This window comes from Sporosarcina sp. P32b (assembly GCF_002743335.1).
Lineage (GTDB): Bacteria > Bacillota > Bacilli > Bacillales_A > Planococcaceae > Sporosarcina.
Window position 1 is genome coordinate 16,834 of the sequence record NZ_PDZB01000026.1, and the last position, 18,742, is coordinate 35,575.

The 18,742-nt window shown below is 39.8% G+C and carries 19 protein-coding genes and 1 riboswitch; of the genes, 13 read left to right on the forward strand and 6 right to left on the reverse strand.

What is annotated here, in order from left to right:
* Positions 1-19 precede the first annotated feature (19 nt).
* The 3 genes from CSV64_RS14275 (at position 20) to CSV64_RS14285 (ending at position 2,702) form a co-directional block, all read left to right on the forward strand.
* Positions 20-493: a flavin reductase family protein gene (locus tag CSV64_RS14275; protein WP_099635257.1), complete on the forward strand. Its 474-nt coding sequence runs from the start codon at positions 20-22 to the stop codon at positions 491-493.
* A gap of 194 nt (positions 494-687) precedes the next feature.
* Positions 688-1,404, forward strand: coding sequence for a toast rack family protein (locus CSV64_RS14280; protein WP_099635258.1), 717 nt, complete (start codon positions 688-690; stop codon positions 1,402-1,404).
* 371 nt (positions 1,405-1,775) lie between these two features.
* Positions 1,776-2,702 carry a DMT family transporter gene (locus CSV64_RS14285; RefSeq protein ID WP_099635259.1) on the forward strand — a complete coding sequence of 309 codons (927 nt, stop codon included), beginning with the start codon at positions 1,776-1,778 and terminating at the stop codon, positions 2,700-2,702.
* 67 nt (positions 2,703-2,769) lie between these two features.
* On the opposite strand, the gene CSV64_RS14290 is transcribed toward CSV64_RS14285, so the two are convergent.
* Positions 2,770-3,066 (reverse strand): hypothetical protein, encoded by a 297-nt coding sequence (locus tag CSV64_RS14290; protein ID WP_099635260.1) that lies wholly within the window; start codon positions 3,064-3,066, stop codon positions 2,770-2,772.
* A gap of 379 nt (positions 3,067-3,445) precedes the next feature.
* Between CSV64_RS14290 and CSV64_RS14295 the strand changes: the two genes are divergently transcribed.
* From CSV64_RS14295 to CSV64_RS14310, 4 genes are all read left to right on the forward strand, one after another.
* The gene (locus tag CSV64_RS14295; protein ID WP_099635261.1) at positions 3,446-3,859 is read left to right on the forward strand and encodes a carboxymuconolactone decarboxylase family protein; all 414 of its coding nucleotides are present in this window, start codon (positions 3,446-3,448) and stop codon (positions 3,857-3,859) included.
* A 234-nt stretch (positions 3,860-4,093) separates the two neighbouring features.
* Positions 4,094-4,741 (forward strand): 5,6-dimethylbenzimidazole synthase, encoded by a 648-nt coding sequence (bluB, locus tag CSV64_RS14300; RefSeq protein ID WP_099635262.1) that lies wholly within the window; start codon positions 4,094-4,096, stop codon positions 4,739-4,741.
* Between the two features lie 391 nt (positions 4,742-5,132).
* Positions 5,133-6,617 carry a glycine betaine uptake BCCT transporter gene (locus tag CSV64_RS14305; protein WP_099635263.1) on the forward strand — a complete coding sequence of 495 codons (1,485 nt, stop codon included), beginning with the start codon at positions 5,133-5,135 and terminating at the stop codon, positions 6,615-6,617.
* Between the two features lie 264 nt (positions 6,618-6,881).
* The gene (locus CSV64_RS14310) at positions 6,882-7,844 is read left to right on the forward strand and encodes a tRNA dihydrouridine synthase (protein ID WP_099635264.1); all 963 of its coding nucleotides are present in this window, start codon (positions 6,882-6,884) and stop codon (positions 7,842-7,844) included.
* A 126-nt stretch (positions 7,845-7,970) separates the two neighbouring features.
* On the opposite strand, the gene CSV64_RS14315 is transcribed toward CSV64_RS14310, so the two are convergent.
* Positions 7,971-9,137, reverse strand: a complete 1,167-nt coding sequence (locus CSV64_RS14315) for a pyridoxal phosphate-dependent aminotransferase (protein ID WP_099635265.1) — start codon at positions 9,135-9,137, stop codon at positions 7,971-7,973.
* A 228-nt stretch (positions 9,138-9,365) separates the two neighbouring features.
* Positions 9,366-9,477: riboswitch (SAM riboswitch) on the forward strand.
* 120 nt (positions 9,478-9,597) lie between these two features.
* On the opposite strand from CSV64_RS14315, the gene CSV64_RS14320 reads away from it, so the two are divergent.
* From CSV64_RS14320 to CSV64_RS14330, 3 genes are read left to right on the forward strand one after another with little or no spacing between them, the layout of a single operon-like run.
* Positions 9,598-10,611 (forward strand): methionine ABC transporter ATP-binding protein, encoded by a 1,014-nt coding sequence (locus tag CSV64_RS14320; RefSeq protein ID WP_099635266.1) that lies wholly within the window; start codon positions 9,598-9,600, stop codon positions 10,609-10,611.
* Positions 10,604-11,272 (forward strand): methionine ABC transporter permease, encoded by a 669-nt coding sequence (locus tag CSV64_RS14325; protein ID WP_099635267.1) that lies wholly within the window; start codon positions 10,604-10,606, stop codon positions 11,270-11,272. The genes CSV64_RS14320 and CSV64_RS14325 overlap by 8 nt, the downstream gene beginning before the upstream one ends.
* 18 nt (positions 11,273-11,290) lie before the next feature.
* On the forward strand, positions 11,291-12,115 hold the full coding sequence (locus tag CSV64_RS14330; RefSeq protein ID WP_099635268.1) for a MetQ/NlpA family ABC transporter substrate-binding protein: 825 nt from the start codon (positions 11,291-11,293) through the stop codon (positions 12,113-12,115).
* A gap of 87 nt (positions 12,116-12,202) precedes the next feature.
* On the opposite strand, the gene sdaAA is transcribed toward CSV64_RS14330, so the two are convergent.
* Both sdaAA and CSV64_RS14340 read right to left on the reverse strand, forming a co-directional pair.
* Positions 12,203-13,780, reverse strand: a complete 1,578-nt coding sequence (gene sdaAA / locus CSV64_RS16995) for an L-serine ammonia-lyase, iron-sulfur-dependent, subunit alpha (RefSeq protein ID WP_099635269.1) — start codon at positions 13,778-13,780, stop codon at positions 12,203-12,205.
* Positions 13,781-13,962: 182 nt separating this feature from the next.
* Positions 13,963-15,018 carry a M42 family metallopeptidase gene (locus CSV64_RS14340; RefSeq protein ID WP_099635270.1) on the reverse strand — a complete coding sequence of 352 codons (1,056 nt, stop codon included), beginning with the start codon at positions 15,016-15,018 and terminating at the stop codon, positions 13,963-13,965.
* A gap of 177 nt (positions 15,019-15,195) precedes the next feature.
* Between CSV64_RS14340 and CSV64_RS14345 the strand changes: the two genes are divergently transcribed.
* Complete coding sequence (locus CSV64_RS14345; protein WP_099635271.1) at positions 15,196-15,681, forward strand: STAS domain-containing protein; 486 nt, start codon at positions 15,196-15,198, stop codon at positions 15,679-15,681.
* Positions 15,682-15,741: 60 nt separating this feature from the next.
* Here the strand turns inward: CSV64_RS14345 and CSV64_RS14350 are convergent, their stop codons facing one another.
* Positions 15,742-16,173, reverse strand: a complete 432-nt coding sequence (locus tag CSV64_RS14350; RefSeq protein ID WP_099635272.1) for a universal stress protein — start codon at positions 16,171-16,173, stop codon at positions 15,742-15,744.
* A 318-nt stretch (positions 16,174-16,491) separates the two neighbouring features.
* On the opposite strand from CSV64_RS14350, the gene CSV64_RS14355 reads away from it, so the two are divergent.
* Positions 16,492-17,058: a DUF4256 domain-containing protein gene (locus CSV64_RS14355; RefSeq protein WP_099635273.1), complete on the forward strand. Its 567-nt coding sequence runs from the start codon at positions 16,492-16,494 to the stop codon at positions 17,056-17,058.
* Between the two features lie 109 nt (positions 17,059-17,167).
* Positions 17,168-17,803 carry a GGDEF domain-containing protein gene (locus CSV64_RS14360; RefSeq protein ID WP_158233051.1) on the forward strand — a complete coding sequence of 212 codons (636 nt, stop codon included), beginning with the start codon at positions 17,168-17,170 and terminating at the stop codon, positions 17,801-17,803.
* 143 nt (positions 17,804-17,946) lie between these two features.
* Here CSV64_RS14360 and CSV64_RS14365 read toward each other — a convergent pair whose 3' ends face one another.
* Positions 17,947-18,603: a reverse transcriptase-like protein gene (locus CSV64_RS14365; protein WP_099635275.1), complete on the reverse strand. Its 657-nt coding sequence runs from the start codon at positions 18,601-18,603 to the stop codon at positions 17,947-17,949.
* Positions 18,604-18,742: the final 139 nt, after the last annotated feature.

Below are 18,742 nucleotides of genomic sequence, written 5' to 3' on the forward strand. Positions count from 1 at the left end.
CATTATGGGGGGCATATAAATGGATGTTAAAGAATTTAGAAACTGCATGGGGAAATTTGCAACTGGCGTAACCGTTGTGACATGCAAAACAGAAAATGGATCTCATGGATTAACAGCGAACTCATTTACTTCCGTATCACTAGATCCTCCTCTTGTACTAGTGTCAGTAGACCGCAAAACAAAAGCATTTGAACATATGAAAAATAATGCATTTACTGTTAATATTTTAAATGCTTCCCAAGAGCATGTTGCAATGCATTTTGCTGGACGACCGAAAGAGGTAGCACCTTTTAACTGGATTGAAGGTGAACACGCTCCTCGCCTTAAAGAGTCGCTTGCTTATATTGAATGTAAGCCATGGCAAGAGTATGATGGCGGTGATCATGTGTTATTCGTGGGTGAAGTACAGAACTTCGTAAATAATGCAGGAGATGCCTTGACTTATTTCGCTGGTAAGTTTGGAAAACTAACAAATGAGGTAGTAAAAGTTTAACCATAGCAAATTCGAAATTGCTTATGCTGAATTGTGTTGTCTCAGTGTAAGCGATTTTTTGTTGTGAAATGAAATAATCATTATAAGAACACCATATACTATACCGCTCAGACCTAAGTCTGATATACAATTCAGTCATTTGATGGACTCAGTTTTATTGACTTTCGCTTATGATAGAGTAAAGGGGTGCGAATATGCGAAAGACACTGATAATAATTATAGGAGTAGTACTGTTAGGTGTAGTTACCTTTTGGGTATATGACTGGATGAAAACAGACCGGGTCTCTGGTGAATTTTCAATCGAAAAGGATCACGCGAAGTCGCTGGATGTGGCTATCCGTTTTGGTGCCGGTAATCTTCTAATTGAGGGCGGGGCAACACAGTGGGTTGATGGGGATATTGATACGAACGTGAAAAAATGGTATCCATCCGTAATGTATAAACATAAAAGAGATATCGGATATGTAGAGATTCAGCAGAAAATGAAAGGTTTTTCAGCTTTGCGGAAGCATCGAAACGATTGGAATCTTCAACTGACAAATGAAATACCTGTAAGCCTCGATGTGGAAATGGGTGTATCCGATTCAGAACTTAGATTGGCAGGAATCCGTCTCAATCATGTATCAATAGATGCTGGTGTGGGGGATACGATGATTTATCTAGGCGGCGAGTGGAAGGATAGCTTTGACGTGGACATCAACCTGGGAGTGGGCGATGCGAAGATTCATTTACCTAAAGAGACTGGAGTTAAATTATCTGTTTCAAAGGGGGTAGGTAGTGTAGGGACGAAAGGTTTAATTGCTAAAGGTAAAGGCACCTATGTAAATGAAGCTTACGGGCACTCGGATACTACTATTCATTTGAAAGTTGATGTCGGTGTAGGTGGTGTAGATTTCATACTTGTTGAGTAGCGGAAAGTATATATCCCGCCACTTAAACGTTTTACAATTGATTTGGTAAGGTTTAAAAAGATACCTGCACAGATATAACGCTTAATCTGATTAGAGTTAGTACTTTATATGACTAATGAAACATTCTTGCTTAATACTAAGTATTGTTCTATAAAGAAATCTAGTGTAGAAGAAATGCGTGAAAGTATTGTCGTAATTGAAGACAACGCTATCGCGCTTTTTTACGTCCAGAGAACAACATAAACTAATCTTCTAGATAGGCGTAGTAACTATTGAAATGGTTTCGTCTACAAGTATGCAGTATAATTCAGTACATCACTATATGTATTAGGATAGTCATCTGCACATGTATAGGAGCGGAGGGGACGAGGATGGAAACACAGCCGAGTGTGAAGACATATGTAATCACAATTGCAGGAGCGGTCTGCTGGGGATTGATCGGTTTATTCATAGCGCCACTGTATGCACGGGGATTCACGGCTTGGGATGTAGTAGCGATTCGAGGGATTTTCAGCTTTATGTTTTTGTTTGTCATCATGATGGTATTCTTTCGTGATCAGTTACGGACACGAATAAAGGATCACGTGTTTTTTGCGAGTGCAGGTATTTTTAGTCTAGCTCTATTTAACTACCTTTACTTCGAAGTATTTTCACGTTCCAGCTTATCTCTTGCCGTGACGTTATTATATACGGGGCCGTTATTCGTAATGATTCTATCGAGAATTTTCTTTAAGGAATTACTAACTGCCCGTAAAGGTTTAGCATTAGTATTTGCTATTGTCGGTTGTGCTTTTGTGGTCGGGCTTTTGCCGCTAGGATCACAGACTATTCCTACTGGGACGCTATTAATGGGAATTCTTTCGGGATTTTGTTATGCGCTATACAGTGTTTTCACCAAGCCGATAACGAAACGATATTCGGCCCTGACGATTACTACGTACACATTCTTTTATATGGCTTTATTCATGTCACTGACAAGTAATGTATGGCGCAAGGTTGTCAAATTCCAGTATGTTGACGTTTGGATTGCTACCCTACTACTAGCACTGATTTCTACAGTGGCGGCATATGTGTTATATACATCGGGTCTAAAGTATTTGGAAGCGGGGAAGGCATCCATTCTTGCAACCATTGAACCAATTGTTGCAGTTTTAGTTGGCGTATTGTTTCTTGGTGATCAACTGCTTCCGTTACAGATACTCGGGATCGCACTTGTGTTGTATTCAGCTGTACTCATAGTAGGAAAGCGAGTCAAAAGTAAGAACTTTGAGAAAAGAGCTCATACTTTTAAAAAATAGAATCCGCGTAAGAATTACTCGCGTTCGATAGCATAAACAAACGGGATAGTTCCTCCGCAGATACACATCAAGATGTGAATTTCTGTATTTCATCCGCGATTACAAATGCTAAATCATCATTACCAAACATTTGAAGTACATCCAACATAGTTTCATTATCTATATGAAGTTCCTCGAATCCATCATCGCTTTCCATGACTTCTTTTAGTGCGGGATTTGCCCGTTGTTCAGGGTATGCTTGCTGATAAAGAGCTTGTGGATTCAGTTTATGATTGGCGCACCACTGAACAAAGAGACGAATCATCAAGTTTTCGTCGTCTTTGTACTTTTGAATGATCTGTTCCTCAATACTTTTAAATTCCATTGTGCAAACCTCCTTGATTGATTGTTTCTATTAAGTATAAACGATAGGGAGGCTTTCTAGTAAGCAATGGGGCTTTGCTTATTAGAAGCAAGCATTTTAAACTAGCGGCTTAGGGTGAATAAGAAGAAGTGATTTTTACTTCTATACGGAAAATGAATGATAGCACTACACTTTATAACACTAATTTGGAAACCCAGTTAGCAAGTTATGCAACTTATATATTGAACAGCTCACCTATAGAATGATAAATAGACGAAAAATTTTGTTTTCTCATAAAGTTTGCTACAATAGTAATATGACTACTAGTTAAGAACAGAAAAGAAAGTGTACGTACAATTTTGAAGAAATGGCGGGCACTATAACCAAGGAGGTTTTTGGAATGGCGGAAGATCGCTATCAACGTGGTTTGGAAAAGTTAATGGAACTTACGTTATCAGGTGAAGATAATCCAGCAGGTGAGATGGAAATTGGCGAGAGCTTCAAAGATGTAGCACCGGATTTGACTAAGTATGTTGTGGAATTTGCGTTTGGTGATATATATTCACGACCTGGATTGGATAATAAACAAAAGGTCCTGACAACGATTACGGCTCTTGTAGCACAAGGTAAGCCGCAGATTCAGATGCACATCAAAACAGGCCTTGATGTAGGCTTGACGCCCGACGAGATTATCGGTTGCATCATGCACCTGATTCCGTACACTGGATTCCCTAGCGTGCTGAACGCTTTATCTGTTGCGCAAACAGTCTTTACGGAGCGCGGAGTTTCCATTACGAAAGCGGACGAGAAGTGACTATATTTAGTAGGAATGGTATTTTGTAAAGTGGTTTCAACCGGTGATGTGTCAAACGGTTGAAACCACTTTTTTAATTCTTGGAAATGAATCAGTTGTTTTACTGATCCAATATATGTGAGCGGTAGTTTGACAAACCTGTCTTTCCTTATATAACTTCACTATAATAAGACCGGGATGCTCTATAACGAACAGCAAACTAAATGACGTACAAGTCTAGAGGAGAGATGTTACATGTTTTCTGAAGAAGAAAAAGATGCGGTCTACAAAGTGATTTACAATAGAAGAGATGTGCGAAGTTTTTTGCCGACTCCCATTCCTGAGGATCAGATACATAATATATTGAAAGCGGCTCATCACGCACCTTCAGTAGGCTTCATGCAACCATGGAATTTCATCATCGTTTCATCTGATGAAACGAAAGAAAAGTTGGCTTGGGCAGCCGATAAAGAAAGGCGTGCGCTAGCGATTCATTATGAAGATGAAGGAGAAAAAGAGACTAAGTTCCTTGGCTTGAAAATACAAGGACTAAAAGAAGCACCTATCACTATTTGCGTGACAAGTGATCCTACGCGTGGCGGCTCACATGTGTTAGGACGTAACTCCATTCCTGAAACCGACATGTTATCGACTGCTTGTGCCATCCAAAATATGTGGCTAGCAGCATGTGCGGAAGGTTTAGCAATGGGCTGGGTGAGTTTTTATAAAAAGAACGATGTACGTGATATCCTGAATATACCACCCCATGTTGAACCGATTGCACTTTTATCTATCGGCTACACGGATAATTATCCTACTGCACCGATATTGGAAACTGCCAATTGGGAGAAACGACGAAGTTTGGATGATTTGATTTTTACTGATCAGTGGAATAACAAATAACGATTTACAGATGCATTAAGATCATTACCTTTGAAAATCATCAGCTGTGAAGTAGCTGATGATTTTCAAAGATTTTAGATAGAATTACACAAGTAGTATTTTGACAAAATGACACTCATTATTTTCCGAAGAAAAGTACAGTTAAATCTACTTTTGACTAGGTAGAAGGTCATTATTAATTCATTCAGTGAAATTGATCTGGGATAAGTAATTTCATAAAACAACTCTTATTTGTTATATCCTGTCTATGTTTGTCATGCTTTATGAATAAATAAAGTAACTCATTTGATATTCCCCTCTATTTTTTACCTTTTGCCTTCTCCCGAAAGTATATGTATAGTATATAATCGTTCATTAGTTGAACAAGTAACCTTATTTTGAAAGGAGAAACATGAGAAAAATATCAAATGTCTTTTACATTACGATCGCATTGATCGTCGTTACGGTTGGATACGGCGTATTTGCATCGGAAAGCTTCGAAACCATTACAATGAATGCAAAGAATTTTGTCGCATCCTCATTTGGATGGTACTACTTGCTGTTGCTTTCATTATTACTATTATTAAGCATTTTCCTCATTTTTAGTCCGTATGGTAAGATTCGACTCGGTAAAGATACCGACCGACCTGAATTTTCTACGGTTACGTGGATTGCTATGCTGTTTTCAGCAGGAATGGGTATCGGATTAGTGTTCTATGGAGCGGCTGAACCTTTATCACATTTCGTCAATCCAGCAACAGAAGATCCAAACACCGATGAAGCCTTTAAGGAAGGGTTACGTGAATCATTCCATCACTGGGGACTTCATGTATGGGCGATGTATGGAATAGTCGCACTATCTCTCGCTTATTTTCAGTTCCGTAAAGATGCACCTGGTTTAATTTCAGCAACATTGAAACCGATTTTTGGCAAGAAGATGGATGGTCCTTGGGGAATATTCGTTGATGTTCTTGCAGTCTTTGCCACCGCATTTGGTGTTGCAACAACTCTCGGTTTCGGTGCTGTTCAAATTAATGCAGGGCTGAATTATTTGTTTGGGATTGAGATCGGAACATTCTCTCAGTTTATTATTATCGCTATAGTTACAGTACTGTTCATCATTTCCGCTTCGTCGGGACTAAGTAAAGGGATCAAGTATTTATCCAATACAAACTTGGTACTTGCTGTGTTACTTCTTGCATTCGTTGTTGTGTTGGGACCGACGTTGTTAATATTGAATATGTTTACTGAATCACTTGGTGGTTACGTAGGAAATCTAGTTCAAATGAGTCTACGTACAGCACCGCTTAATGCAGGTAATCAGCAATGGCTGTTTGACTGGACGATTTTCTACTGGGCTTGGTGGATTTCATGGGCACCGTTCGTCAGTATGTTTATCGCACGTGTCTCAAAGGGCCGTACGATCCGAGAATTCATGGTGGGTGTCCTTCTTGCACCTACATTGCTTTGTGCATTTTGGTTCTCTACGTTCGGTACGACAGCTGTCGACATACAGCGTCGCGGAATAGCCGATATCGCAAGTTCTTCGTCTGAGCTAGTGGTCTTTGAAATGTTTAACGAAATGCCGTGGTCGTTTATTATTTCGATTATCGCCATTCTATTGATTGCATCGTTCTTCGTGACTAGTGCTGACTCTGCGACGTTTGTGCTCGGTATGCAATCGACGTATGGGTCACTGACACCGCCTACTAGTGTAAAAATGATTTGGGGTATTATCCAATCGTCCATTGCATTAATTCTGTTATCAGTGGGTGGCTTGGCTGCCTTACAAAACACGATCATTATTGCCGCCTTACCATTCTCGTTCGTCATGTTATTGATGGTCATCTCTTTAATGAAAGAGTTGCGCAGAGAGAAACCAATGCGTAGGCAGTAGTGAAATAGTAGTTGAAGCCGTTGCTGTAAATAGCAACGGTTTTTAATTTCCCATACGGTATTAAGCGACTCTATTTGATGAATAAACCAACATCAAATAGAGTCGCTTACTAATAAATTTTAGTGGTAGCTCAAAGAAGTGGAATTCATCTGTGCATTTTTTGTATAATAGTGAGACTGGCATCTGTAAGGGTTGAGTATATGTAATAAAACCATTTTTTGTACACACAGCTGCAAGTTTTGAAGAGAGGATTTGAACGTAACGATGAGTACTAATTTTTGGCGTGATCTACCACGGCCATTTTTCATACTAGCACCGATGGAGGATGTAACGGATGTTGTTTTTCGCCATGTAGTAAGCGAAGCTGCACGTCCGGATGTATTCTTTACGGAATTTACGAATACGGAAAGCTTTTGTCATCCAGAAGGAATCTTCAGCGTGCGCGGACGTTTGGCGTTTACAGAAGACGAACAGCCAATCGTCGCTCATATATGGGGAGACAAGCCTGAACATTTTCGCGAGATGAGTATTGGGATGGCGGAACTTGGTTTCAAAGGATTGGATATTAATATGGGATGCCCTGTGCCGAACGTTGCAACAAAAGGTAAGGGTAGTGGGCTGATTAACCATCCTGAAACCGCCGCGGCAATTATTCAAGCTGCAAAAGCTGGAGGATTACCTGTCAGTGTCAAGACGCGTCTTGGCTACACTGACATTGAAGAGTGGCGCACATGGCTCAGACATGTACTGGAGCAAGATATCGCGAACCTTTCAATCCATCTACGTACTCGTAAGGAAATGAGTAACGGCAATGCACATTGGGAATTGATTCCTGAAATCAAAAAGCTTCGTGATGAAATAGCGCCCGACACATTGCTGACGATCAACGGGGATATTCTTGATCGTCAAATGGGTATGGAGCTTGTGGAGAAGTACGGTGTGGATGGGGTTATGATAGGACGTGGAATATTTCATAATCCGTTTGCATTTGAAAAAGAGAAGAAAGAGCATGATCATAAAGAGTTGCTGGATCTTTTGCGTCTACACTTGGACCTCTTTGATAAATACTCGACAGAACTTGAACCTCGACTATTTAAACCACTACGTCGTTTCTTCAAGATTTACATTAAAGGGTTCCGTGGAGCAGCCGAACTTCGAAATGAATTGATGAGCACGAATACGACAGATGAAGTGCGTGCACTACTGGACAACGCAGACTTCGATTAATATATTTCAGAAAAGCCTGTAACGAAAATGATTTTAGACATGTGAAAGCCTCCTTACCATTCCAGAAATACTGGGATGAGTAAGGAGGCTTTTTGAATAATGGATGTTAGGTGCAATTACATGTTCTTATTTAAATAAACCGAGCTTTTCAATACGACGAACCGCTTCTTGCAACCGTTCTTCACTTTCTAACAACCCAACACGAATATATCCTTCTCCATGAACACCAAATCCGTTCCCTGGTGATACTGCGACGTCTGCTTTATCCAGTAATAAATCGGCGAAAGTTTCGCTTGTAAAGCCTTCTGGGACAGGTAGCCAAGCGAAAAATGAGCCGGTTGGAGCTGTGACATCCCAACCGATGCGTTCGCACTCCGTTAGCAATACTGTCAGGCGACCTTGATAGAGAGCCACTAACTCTTCAACGCATTGTTGAGGTCCCGTCAATGCTTCAATTGCGGCACGTTGAACTGCTGGGAAGATACTAGTGAATAAATGGTCTTGCAATACATTTAAAGCTTCAATTATTTCAGAGTTACCAACGGCAAACCCAACACGCCAGCCTGCCATATTATACATTTTGGAGAGGGACAGCATTTCAATGCCGACTTCTTTTGCCCCTTCTGTTTGTAAGAAACTTATAGGTTTCTCACTCTCGAAACCAATGCCTCCATATGCAAAATCTTGTAAGACAGCAATCTGATTTTCTTTAGCAAATGCTACAGTTTTTTCATAAAACTCGGGAGTTGCTGTGACGCCTGTAGGATTACTAGGATAGTTTAAGTACATTAATTTAGCATCTTTTTTCTGATCATCGGTTAGTTCATCGTAATCAGGAAGAAATTCATTTTCCTTACGTAACGGCATCGTATCATATCGAATGCCGGCTAAACTTACACCTGACAAGTAATCGGGATAACCAGGGTCTGGCAGCAATAATAGGTCTCCTTCATTCATAATAGCTAAAGGTAGTTCTACAACACCAATTTTTGTGCCGCCTAGTACCGCAACTTCAGTTTCAGGGTCAATCGTGACATCGTATTCACGCTGATAATATTCAGCGACTGCTTGTTTTAAAGCAAGAGTCCCTCTGAATGGAGAGTAACCATGTGTCGCTGGATCTTCAACAGCTTCTTGCAACGCTTTAATAATATGAGGGGGTGTCGGCTGATCAGGATTTCCACGCCCTAGATTAATCACATCTCTGCCTTCATCCATAGCCTTTTCTACTTTATTTAATAATATCGTAAAGAAATGCGGAGGGAGATTCTGTAACCGGTTGGACAATGCCATAGTTTATTCCTTCTTTCTTTGATGGGGTATTTGCGTTAAGTATACATAGATCATACTAGACTTTTCAATAGAAGGTTTACTATTCGATTCCAGATGATTGCAAAAATTGAGTGCAATAAACAAAGTTGATAGAAAAAGTCGGATATTCTGTTGAATTGTCGTTATTCACCTTGACAGTTTTATTAATTCAGATTAGTATATGTTTTACGCATATAATTTAATATCAATCTCTTATCAAGAGTGACTGAGGGAAAAGGCCCGTTGAAGTCCAGCAACCCCTTGAATGAATCGAGGAAGGTGCCAAATCCTACAGCATGGTTTTCCATCTGAGAGATAAGCTGAGAATATTTCAGTAATTCTTTCATTTAGAAAATGAAAGAATTTTTTTTAATTTAAAGAGAAGTGTTAATGCCATCAATTAATTATTATTATTTACTTGAATGTAGAAAGAAGTGAGAACATGATCCAAATTCAACATTTGTCTAAGGTATATCAGACAAAAGAAAGAGTGGTAAAAGGTGTAGATGATGTATCACTAGACATCGAGACTGGAGAAATATTTGGTATTGTCGGTTATTCAGGAGCGGGAAAAAGTTCTCTCATACGCTGTTTGAATTTGTTGGAAAAACCAACGAGCGGCACGATCTTAATTAATGATGTGAATTTAACAAAACTATCAGGAGTTCAACTTCGGCAGGCGCGCTTGAAGATTGGAATGATATTTCAGCACTTTTATTTAATAAGCCAAAAGACGATTTTCGAAAATGTCGCATTTGCTTTACAGGCAGCCAAAATGCCGTCAGATAAAATAGAAATTCGTGTAATGGAACTACTGGAAATGGTGGGACTGTCTGAAAAACGCAATGTATATCCCGCGCAGTTGAGCGGGGGGCAGAAGCAACGCGTTGGTATTGCGAGAGCCTTAGCCAATAATCCATCCGTTTTGCTTTGTGATGAAGCGACATCTGCACTGGACCCTAACACGACGATGTCTATATTACGATTGTTGAAAAAGATCAATAAAGAATTGAATATTACCATTGTGTTAATTACGCATGAGATGAATGTGGTAAAAGAGATTTGTGATCGCATGGCGATTATGCAGGATGGTAAAGTTATTGAAGAAGGACAGGTGTATGACATCTTTTCTAACCCGGTTCAACCTTTGACAAAGGAGTTTATTAGCAGTGTAGTGTCTTATGACATCCCTGAAGCTGTCATATCTAATTTGGTCGGTACACTGATAAAAATCACATTTAAAGGTGAAGTAGCGATGGAAGGTGTGATTTCCGATACAATGCAGAAGTATAGAGTCAAAGGAAACTTCCTGCATGGATCGATTGAATATATTCAAGAACGAGCACTTGGGATTTTCTTAATGGAATTACAAGGTGAACATGAAGAAGTAGAGCAAGCGATTGCATACATACTTGAACAAAACGCACAAGTGGAGGTGATCCGACAACATGTTTGATCTAGCCCACATCATGGAACTTATGCCGGATATTATGAAAGCATTTGGTGAAACACTTTATATGATCGGCATCTCCCTTTCGATTGCGCTGATCATTGGGTTGCCGCTTGGTGTTCTATTATTTACAACAGATAAAGGACTATTTTTAGAGAACCGTGCAATTAATTCGGTTGTTGGATTTTTCGTCAACATTATTCGCTCGATTCCATTCATTATTCTACTTGTAGCCCTAATACCATTGACGAAACTAATCGTTGGAAATACGATTGGACCGGCAGCTGCAAGTGTATCGCTTTCTGTTGCAGCGATTCCTTTCTTTGCGAGGATTGTTGAGACGTCCATGCGTGAAATAGACAAAGGGGTTATAGAAGCAGCCATTTCAACGGGTGCTTCACCATGGATGATTATTTGGAATGTGCTACTACCTGAATCTAAGTCGAGTATTATCCAAGGACTTACACTGACGTTAATTAACTTAGTTGCCTATTCAGCAATGGCTGGATTTGTTGGTGGTGGAGGAATTGGAGACTTGGCCATTCGTTTCGGCTATTACCGATATGATGACAGTATTATGCTAGTTACCGTCGCCATTTTAATAGTGCTAGTGCAGTTGATTCAATTTGGTGGAGACCGTTTTTCAAAAATGATAGATAAAAGATAATAGGGGAGAGATGGATTTATGAAGAAACTAGTACTGGCATTCATTCTTACTGCGCTGGTTGCGGCATTGGCAGCTTGTGGAGGAGAAAAGTCTACCGAAAAATCGGATGACGATAAAAATATTCATTTTGGTGCAACAGCAGGCCCTTATAGTGACATGTTAAAAAAAGCCATTCAACCAGCACTTGAGGAAAAGGGATATACTGTTAAAATAACAGAATTCAGCGACTATATTCAGCCGAATATTTCGTTGGACAGTGGAGATATTGATGCGAACCTATTCCAAAACATTACGTACTTGGAAAACTTCGAGAAAGAAAACAATATGGAACTTTCTGAGTTAATTATAGTACCGACAGCGCCATTAGGTATCTATTCAAACAAATATAAGTCTCTTGAGGAAATTGAAGATGGGTCAACTATTACTATTCCAAATGATCCAGTGAACGCAGCGAGAACGTTATATGTATTGGAAGATGTAGGGTTAGTGAAAATGGATGAAGAAATTGACCAATTAACGGCATCTGAAAAAGATATCACAGAGAACCCGAAGAACTTAGTGATTCAGCCGGTTGAGGCAGGGCAATTACCACGTTCAGTTGAGGGATCTGATTTGGCAGCAGTACCTGGTAACTTTGCTATTGCAGCAAATATGGATTTATTAGACGCACTAGCTTTAGAAGATATGCCGGACAAGTTCCGTAATGTGGTAGCTGTGAAAACAGATAATGTAGATAAGCAATTTGCGAAAGATATTATTGAAGTAGTAGAATCTGAGCAATTTCTAGAAATAATCGAATCCGAATTTAAAGGTTTCGGCAAACCAGCTTGGATGGAAAAGTAATATACAACTAGATAGTAGCAATGCAAAAAATATACCAGACGTGAAGACAATAGAAAGTGTCTTCACGTCTGGTATTTTACTGCAGAATTATTCTGTTTCTACCAATACAATATCATCAATAATAGGTACATCGCGTTTTAACTCTGCAAGCATTTCCTCGTCCACTGAGCCGTCGATTTCACAAATCGTAATAGCGGGACCGTCAATTGCAAACCGTTCATTCGCCATACGGGCAATATTGATTCCTTTTCTCGAGAGAATACTTAAAAGGTCGGCGATGACTCCTTTTTGATCGGTATGGCGAATCAATAGTGCTGGACGTTCGCCTGAGAACTTTAATGGATAATCATCGAGTTCCTGTACTTCAATTTTACCTCCACCAAGTGAACTGGCGAGAACTTTTATTGTGTTGGTCAATCCTGTTAACTCCACAAGTACGGTGTTTGGATGATAGCTACCCAGCACGCGTTTCGTGAATTCATATTCCAAACCTGTTTCGTTCGCAAGTTCTTTAGCGTTCGGAATTCTTTCATCAGTTGTATTGTAACCCATGACACCAGCCAGAAGCGCTAAGTCGGTACCATGTCCTTGATAAGTAGTGGCGAAAGAACCCATTAATGAAAACTTCGCACGAATAGGTTGCTCATTCAAAAGCTGATGTGCAACATTCCCAATTCGAACAGCTCCAGCAGTGTGTGAGCTTGATGGACCAATCATGACAGGGCCGATGATTTCATAGGCGCTTTGATATTTAGCTGGTGCACCACTGCTTTTTGCTTTTTGCTCTTTGTCTTTACCAAATACTTGGGTTTTCAGTTTTTGACCCGTGGGTGTACCAGCAAGTCCACCGATTCCAGTTTCGCGCAGTGATTCTGGCATGTTCTGTCCTACTTCGTGCATAACGTGAATTACTTCGTCTGGAGGGATGATACTTACAACCCCTGCCATCGCCATATCTGCGGCAGCTTCAGCTGTGATAGCATGCAGTCCATTTCGAATGATACATGGAATTTCTACTAGACCTGCCACCGGATCACAAACTAGCCCCAATGAGTTTTTCAGTGCGATACCTATTGCGTGACCGACTTGGTCAGGTGTGCCGCCAGCTAGTTCTACCAATGTACCTGCCGCCATTGCGGTAGCAGAACCGACTTCCGCTTGGCATCCTCCCGCGGCTCCTGAAATAGAAGCGCGATTTGCGATGACCAACCCTAGCGCAGATGCTGTGAACATAGATAAAACAATTTGTTCGCGGGTGTACTTGCCCGTATCAAGCGCATGCACTAGAACAGCAGGTAAGATTCCTGCCGATCCCGCAGTAGGCGTTGCAACGATTCTTCCCATATTCGCATTTACTTCAGATACTGCCAGTGCGTTTGCTGCGGTATTAAGTGTAGAAGGATGAACAAATGAATTTCCCTTTTTCGCATAATCATATAAGCGCTGTCCATCGCCGCCCGTTAGTCCGGTGCGTGACATGACAGATGTAGTCGTTCCTTTGCGAACAGCTTCTTCCATTACCGTAAATTGTTCTGACATTTTCTTGATGATAGTGTCTCTCTGCATGCTTTTTTGCTTGATTTCAGATTGAATCATTAGCTCATAAATCGGCGTATGATCCTGTTCTGCATGCTCGATCAGTTGGTTTAAACTCGTGAATGCCATTTGTGATTGCTCCCTAAAGAAAACCGTTCCATATGAAAAAGTGGAACCGTTCTCGCTGTATTTGATATTCATTACTAATTTAATTGAAAGCGCTTTCTTACTATTATTTGTTATTTCATGTCAAATGTCAATCAATTGAAAAGATACTGAAGCTTCAAATGCCCAGTACCTTTAGTACATTTTTAATAGCGTTGAAGATCGGATAGTACATAATGATAGATCAATTGTAAAGTATTCTTTAAAGAATCCTCATGTGTACGTTCAAACGCATGGGAAGAGTCAATTCCCGGTCCAATCAAGCCATGGATGATGTCGTGTCCTGCCTTAATAGCGGCAGATGCATCAGATCCGTAATGTGGATACATATCGATTTTGTACCCGATGTTGTGTTGTTTTGCCAGCTCCACTAGGTGATTACGCAGTCCGTAATGGTACGGGCCACTAGAGTCTTTGGCGCAAATGGATACCGTGTATTCGTCTGTGGTCTGACCGTCACCCATGGCACCCATATCGACTGCTACATACTCGACGGTTTCTTCAGTAATATTTGAGTTACCACCATAACCAATTTCTTCATTATTCGATATAAGGAAGTGTGTCGTGTAAGGCAATTCTATACTTTCGACTTGGATATGTTTAATGAGCTGCAACAGCATCGCGACACTTGCTTTGTCATCCAAGTGGCGGGACTTAATATAGCCGCTCTCAGTGACTTCCACGCGTGGCTCCAATGAGATGAAATCTCCTACCTCGATACCAAGTGCACGAATACCCTCTGCTGTATTCACTTTTGCATCGATACGAACTTCCATATTAACTTGATTGCGTTCTGCTGTACCAGCGTTTTTGTAAACGTGAACAGATGTCTGATGAAGCAAAATTGTTCCCGTAAAAGTCTCGCCCGAAGCTGTGTGGATCTTACAATATTCGCCTTCAATTGAATTGTAGTGGTAGCCACCGATTAAATCGAGCTTCAGACGACCGTTACTTTTCACTTCCTTGACCATCGCACCCAGTGTATCCACGTGAGCTGTCAACATTCGGTGCTCTTTGTCGTTTTTACCTGGTAGTGTAGCGATTAACCCACCTTTACGGTTGCGTTTTGTTTTTACATTATATTCTTGTAAGAAGGTTTCTACAAACGAAATCACTTGTTTCGTATATCCTGAAGGGCTTGGAATGGATACAAGTTGTTGAATAAGTTCTGCAGTCTCCTTTGTATCTGGTTGATAAGCCATATATTGAACCTCCTTTTATTGGACGTATATTAGTTTAGTCTATCGCGTTAGATGCATAGTTTCAACGATTTACAACGAACTGAATAAGTCCTATACGATCAACTTATGGTATAATTAATTAATGAAATTATATAAAAGCGAATATACAATATGACGAGCAAGGTAGGGGACTTCAATATGAATGAAGAAACAAATTCAGCACAAGAAATTTTAGAACTTAGAGAACAAATAATAAAGTATGAGAAGGTTATAGAGGATTTATCAGCGCCAATTATTCCTTCTATTGTACCGGAAACGATTTTAGTTCCGCTAACGGGCGCTCTTTCAGTAGGACGCTTTATACATATCCAAGAAAAAATAGTGCAAAGAATATCTGATAATAACATACTGACAGTAGTCTTTGATTTTACCGATATCAGTACGTTGGCAGTAGAAGAAAATATGGGATACGAACTATTGAGTGAAAAAATCAATGAATTAGTCAGTGTATTGCAATTGATGGGCACAGAAACAGTCTTCGTAGGATTTTCACCGGAGTTTGCTCAAAATTTAATTTTATCTAATGTATCGAACTTTAATCAAATTCGGGCATTTACGAATTTCCGTGAAGGTCTTCGCTATTTATTGGATCAAAAGGGAATGGAAATTGTGTATAAAAAATAAAATAATGCCTGTGCAACAGCAGATTTTGTAGTCTACTGTTACACAGGCATTATTTTATTATCACATATTACGAACGACTAATACATCACATGAAGCAGTGAAAACAATTGCCTCAGAGACAGAACCTAGAAAATAATGTTCGGCATTTTTTAAACCCTGTGCGCCACAGACGATTAAGTCGGCTTCTAATTCATGGGAAAGTTCTTTGGAAATATTTACTTTCGGATCACCATGTTTGATATGTGTTTCCACATGGTCAATACCTTCTTCTTTGGCAATGGCTTTATAGCTATTGAGCAAATCCTCCATGAGCTGCTGTTGTCGTTCTAGATAGGATTCGTCATCTTCATCAATCGAAAAGATATCCATGATGTTGACAATATGCAAACGCGCATTTTCTTCTAGTTTTACCATCTCTATCGATTTATGCAAGGCAAGTTTTGCCTCACTTGAACCATCTACTGCGACTAGAATGTTCATGTATTCATTCATCTGTCAAATCCCCTCCCGAAAATCAGGATAGTTTCACCTAAATTCGATGTAACAACGATATCATAGTAATAATGTGCTTCTTAATCTACCTTAATTATACCATGTTTATACATATACTTTCCTAATTCACAGAAAAATCAAAAGGATATATGAAATTTTGTATTTACGTTGTATATTTACTTTACACCACATGCAGTATTACAATTTATTAAGTATGATAAGAAGAGAAAACGAGTCCTATCACTGGTATAAAATTTTATTGTGAACATACTAACATGTATTAACCAACGCGTAAGAATAAATTAGGAGGAATAAAACATGACAAATGTAAGTAAGAAGCTGTCAGCAGAGCAACAAGAAAAAATACTCGAAACACTCCAATCCCGTTTCGCTAGTCATATGGATCGCCACACAAATATGGACTGGTCTTCGTTACATGACAAGCTTATAGAGAACAAAGAAAAGCTATGGACCCTCAATGAAATGGAAGTTACGGGAGGTGAGCCTGACGTAGTAGATTATGACGAAACGACGGGTCAATACCTCTTTTTTGATTGTTCAGCAGAGAGTCCTGTGGGCCGTCGAAGTGTTTGCTATGATCAAGAAGCTTTGGAATCCAGAAAAAAGAACAAGCCGGAAAATAACGCCTTGGATATGGCCAATGAAATAGGTATTGAATTATTGACAGAAGAACAATACAGATGGCTTCAACAGTTTGGAGAGTTTGATAGAAAAACATCTAGCTGGGTGCAGACTCCGGAAGATATTAGGAAACGTGGCGGTGCTCTTTTTTGTGATCGTCGATACGATCAAGTATTTTTGTATCATAATGGAGCAGAGTCGTATTATGCTGCAAGGGGATTTCGAGGGTTACTCAGACTGTAAAATACTAGGGTAATATTATTTGTGTAATTTCAATTAACCATTTTCTTTTCTCGTCCATTTCATCTGTGATAAGATGGGAGAAAAGTGTAATTTGATATGGGGATATAGTATGGGGTATAGAGGCAGAGTAGTTGCTGTTTGTATTGTTATATTTTTCAATATCTTGCGTTATGGCTATTATCATATCTATTTAGGCTATCTGTTTGATAGGAGTTTCTTTGTTTTAACAGGGATATTCTTGCTTGTTGCCTGGATAGGTGGGAGGCAATACGACGTAGCCAAGTTTTACGCAGAGAAGGATCCGCTAACCAATGCGTATAACCGGCGTGCGATAGATAAAGTATTTAAGAAACGACTTTCCACATATAGAAGTCAAGTGAAGAAAATCGGCGTAGTATTGATAGATCTTGATGATTTCAAAGAAATAAATGATACATTCGGTCATCAAACAGGCGATGAATTATTACGATATGTTGCAGAGCTTATCACGAGCAGTGCGAAAAAAGAGGACTATGTCGTGCGATGGGGTGGCGATGAATTTGTGCATGTCATTCTCGATCTTAAAGAGGATACACTTTCAGACTATGTTCGAAATTTAAGAAGTAAATTATCTGATCTAGACATGGAATTAGTCGACACCGTCAGTGCTTCAATCGGAATGGCAGTTTATCCGGATGATGGTGAGACATTTGAGGCGCTTATTCAGAAGGCAGATGCATCCATGTATGAGATGAAAAAAGCATAAGAAGTTTCTAATCCTTGTTAATTCTGCCAAACAGACTTAGCGAGGATTTTTGAAACATATAAGTATCCCTATACACCAGACAAATCTAAACTTGATTGAGTGCCGGGCGTATATAGGATAAATAGTAACTACGCTTGAATTTTTTATGTTCTTTCAATGTTCGCTGTGATTTCCACACCCGTCAAAGCCTGCGTCGCTAGACGATCTGCTTCGCCGTTCATCTTGCGGGAAATTAGTTCATACTGCGGCTGGAATCCTAAAGACTCCATCTTTTCTTCCACTTTATTCGCCCAACTGTAAAGTTCTTCTTCAATAACTGGCCATTCTTCGCTTAAATGATTAATGACGACTCGTGAGTCACCCATAATCTCGATGGGTAAGTGATGCGCTCCTAGATTTTCCAGTTCTTGCAAGCACAGATGAAGTGCTGCATATTCCGCTTCGTTGTTAGAGGATAAGTGTGTAGCCATGGCATTTTTTCGGAGTCTATAGGATTTACCATTTTGATTATAATAGAGTACGCAACCGAGACCAGCCAACTTTGTGTCCCAGTCAAATCCTCCATCGAAATATACCGTGATATTATGTGGTTCTGTCTCGATTCCTTTTAGATAACTTTTTAATTCCTTAACAGTCCAGGAACTATCGAACTGATCTGTGAACAATATTTGCTTTGTACGACCTGTTTTTTCTAAGTCCTCAGCAATTTTTAGCGCTTGTTCTGCTGGTAATTCCTCAGACTTGAAAACGGTTTGTATTCCTTTTTTTGATTTATAGAGCCATTCAATTAAAACATTCAATGTCTTCCCTCCCTCTATAAATGTTGATGTATCAACGGTTTGAGCCGTTGTAAGGGTGCCAAAAAAATATTTTTTACACGATGATAAACAATAATAATTAGATATTTGAATATTCAAACGTCCATGGGTGCGCTACGCG